This is a genomic window from Mesorhizobium sp. M8A.F.Ca.ET.021.01.1.1, from assembly GCF_003998025.1.
GTDB lineage: Bacteria > Pseudomonadota > Alphaproteobacteria > Rhizobiales > Rhizobiaceae > Mesorhizobium.
On sequence record NZ_RZSJ01000672.1, the window covers coordinates 1 to 3135 of the forward strand.

3 protein-coding genes and 2 pseudogenes are annotated in these 3135 nt (G+C 63.1%); all 5 read right to left on the minus strand.

The window, feature by feature from the left end:
• Nucleotides 1-378, minus strand: a pseudogene (locus tag EOA36_RS31910) (hypothetical protein); the annotation flags it as partial.
• A gap of 120 nt (nt 379-498) precedes the next feature.
• Nucleotides 499-1458, minus strand: a complete 960-nt coding sequence (gene coaA / locus EOA36_RS31915) for a type I pantothenate kinase (RefSeq protein WP_127280827.1) — start codon at nt 1456-1458, stop codon at nt 499-501.
• Nucleotides 1459-1482: 24 nt separating this feature from the next.
• Nucleotides 1483-1806: a phosphoribosyl-ATP diphosphatase gene (locus tag EOA36_RS31920; RefSeq protein ID WP_127280828.1), complete on the minus strand. Its 324-nt coding sequence runs from the start codon at nt 1804-1806 to the stop codon at nt 1483-1485.
• A gap of 60 nt (nt 1807-1866) precedes the next feature.
• The gene (gene hisF, locus EOA36_RS31925) at nt 1867-2661 is read right to left on the minus strand and encodes an imidazole glycerol phosphate synthase subunit HisF (protein WP_189521938.1); all 795 of its coding nucleotides are present in this window, start codon (nt 2659-2661) and stop codon (nt 1867-1869) included.
• Nucleotides 2658-3135 (minus strand): annotated as a pseudogene (locus EOA36_RS31930) (arginase family protein); the annotation flags it as partial. The gene hisF and the pseudogene EOA36_RS31930, both read right to left, overlap by 4 nt.

The following is a 3135-nucleotide window of genomic DNA, read 5'->3' on the forward strand; positions in this document are numbered from 1 at the left end:
GAGCGATTCATCGGCCTGGATGAGAATGCGGGCCGAAAACCAGATTGAAGCAACCGCCAGCGCCGCCAGTCCAACGCTCAGCCAGAGTTCCGCCGCGAGCCCGGTCAGCCGCTCCATGACAAGGAAGGGCAGATAGAGCCAGGTTGAAAACGGCGGGTTGGCCTCGGCAATATCAACGTAAAGGCGTTCGCCATTGAGGACGCGGTCGCCGACCGTCAGCAGCCAGGAGACGTCGACATTGACCGGTAGAAGAAGCGAGGTGATGGTCGCATAGGCGACGATCAGCAACGTTGCAGCGGCCGGAGCACCGAGACGAGACGCGGCCTGGCTGGAATTCAAGCTTGCCGGCTTGCCCGGGGCAATGAGCGGCGCATCCATGCCAACGGCCTTCACCACAACAGCTGATATGGCGGAGTTCTAGCAACCAATCGGTTAAGGGCGTTCTAATCGGACGCCAGTCGCATCGAAACGGTTCGAGCGGAACCGTTTTCTGAAAGCCTAGAGCTTGCGCAGCGCCACTTCCTCGACCAGGTGGTCGGCGCCCTTGCGCAGGATCAAGTCGGCGCGGGCGCGCGTCGGCAGGATGTTCTCGCGCAGGTTCTTCAGGTTGATGTTGGTCCACAGGCCCTCGGCGATTGCCTTGGCCGCATCCTCCGACAGCCGCGAATAGCGATGGAAGAAGGAGTCCGGGTTGCGGAAGGCGGTCTCGCGCAGCCGCATGAAGCGGGAAATATACCACTGGTGGATCAGCTTCTCATCGGCATCGATATAGATGGCGAAGTCGAAGAAGTCCGACAGGAAAGGCACGATCTTGCCGTCCTGCGGCAGCTTGCCCGGCTGCAGCACGTTGATGCCTTCGAAGATCAGGATGTCGGGCCGGTCGATGGTGACGAACTCGCCGGGGATGACGTCATAGGTGAGGTGCGAATAGACCGGCGCGCGGACGTCGGGCAACGCCGACTTGATGCCCGAGAGGAAACGCAGCAGCGCGCCGACATCGTAGCTGTCGGGAAACCCCTTGCGCTCCATCAGGTTTTCGCGGCGCAGCACCTCGTTGGGCAGCAGGAAGCCGTCGGTGGTGATGAGGTCGACCTTGGGGCTCGACGGCCATCGCGCCAGCAATTCCTTCAGCACGCGCGCCGTGGTCGATTTGCCGACCGCGACCGAACCGGCGATGCCGATGATGAACGGCGTCTTGGCGACATCGACGGCATTGAAGAAGGCCTGGCGCTGCCTGAAAAGAAGCTGGCTCGCCTCGACATGCGCCGACAAAAGCCGCGACAGCGACAGATAGATGCGCTTGACCTCTTCGAGGTCGACCGGGTCGTTGAGCGACCGCAGGCGGCGGAACTCGTCCTCGCTCAGCGTCAGCGGGGTGTCGGCGCGGAATTGCGACCATTGCTCGGCCGAGAAAAAGCGAAACGGGGAATATTTCTCGGTTGGCGCGAGCTGATCCATCGAGATACCTGCCCTCCCTCGCGGTCAGCCCTTGGGCCGTGACGCCTTCTCGGCGATGCCCGAACGCCCGGTGCGGCCTTCGAGCTCCCTGAGCACGTCGTTCAGCGGAACGCCCGCTATGCCGAGAACGACGAGCCAATGATATATGAGATCGGCGCTTTCCGAAACGAGGCCCTGTTTGTCGCCCTTGACGGCGGCAATCACGGTCTCGACCGCCTCCTCGCCGAGCTTCTGCGCCGCCTTGTCCATGCCGCGCGAAAACAGCTTGGCCGTCCATGAGTCCGGATCGCCGGAATGGGCGCGGTCGCTGACGATTTTTTCCAGGTCGGAGAGCGAAAACTCGGCCATGTCAGTCTATCTTCTTGTTTAAGCCTGCTCTTTTCCGAAAGCCGGTTCAAGGAACATGCTCTAGGACCTGTTTCCCAGCGAGTCCAGCCGCATCGGCAGGCCGGCCGCGGCCATATGCGCCTTGGCTTGCGCGATGGTGTAGGTGCCGAAGTGGAAGATGGAGGCCGCCAGAACAGCCCCTGCATGGCCGTCACGAATGCCTTCGACCATATGATCCAGCGTGCCGACGCCACCCGATGCGATGACTGGCGCACGCACCGCGTCCGATACCGCCCGGGTCAGCGCGATGTCGTAGCCGGCCTTGGTGCCGTCGCGGTCCATCGAGGTCAACAGGATCTCGCCGGCGCCGCGATCGACCATTTTTCGCGCAAACTCGATGGCGTTGATGCCGGTCTTTTCGCGCCCGCCATGGGTGAAGATTTCCCAGCGGTCGGCTTCATTGGGCGCCGACACTTTCTTGGCGTCGATGGCGACGACGATGCACTGGTTGCCGAACTTGTCGGCGGCTTCGGCGACGAAATCCGGGTTCTTCACCGCGGCCGTGTTGATCGACACCTTGTCGGCGCCGGCCAGCAGCAATTTCCTGATGTCGGAGACCTGGCGCACGCCGCCGCCGACGGTCAGCGGCATGAAGCATTGTTCGGCGGTGCGGGCGATGACGTCGAAGATGGTCTCGCGATTGTCCGACGAAGCGGTGATGTCGAGAAAGCAGAGCTCGTCGGCGCCGGCGGCATCATAGGCCTTGGCTGCCTCCACCGGATCGCCGGCGTCGATGAGATCGACGAAATTGACGCCCTTGACGACACGGCCGTCCTTGACGTCGAGGCAAGGGATGACACGGGCTTTCAGCATCAGCGGCCCTCTATCGTGGCAAGCAGATCGTTGAGCAACTGGCCGACCAGCGGCGGCACCTCGGCCTGGGCATCGAAGGCCGGATCGTAAGCGGAAACGGTGATGCCGACGACCGGCACCGCAAGCGCCATGGCGCAGGCCGCGTGGCGCAGCTGCTCCGCGTTCGGTCCGCCTGATGTGACATAGCGGTTGGCCTGCAGCGCCTTGGGATCATGTACGTCGAGATCGAGATGCATGTGCACGCTGTTGGCGCCGGCGGCCTTCAATTGTTCCGTCGCTTGCGCCACGCCGGGGCATTCCGTCCGGATGACCGGCAATGTTTCGAGAAGTTTTTCCTCCGCCGGATCGAGATCGCGGGCGTTGACGAGCACGCAGCGCGCGGGATCGATCGGCCTGAAGCCGGGAATGGCCGATGCCATCGGGCGCCAGCACAGGCCGAGCACCGTCGACGGCATGGCGCTGTCGACGGTGCTCGGC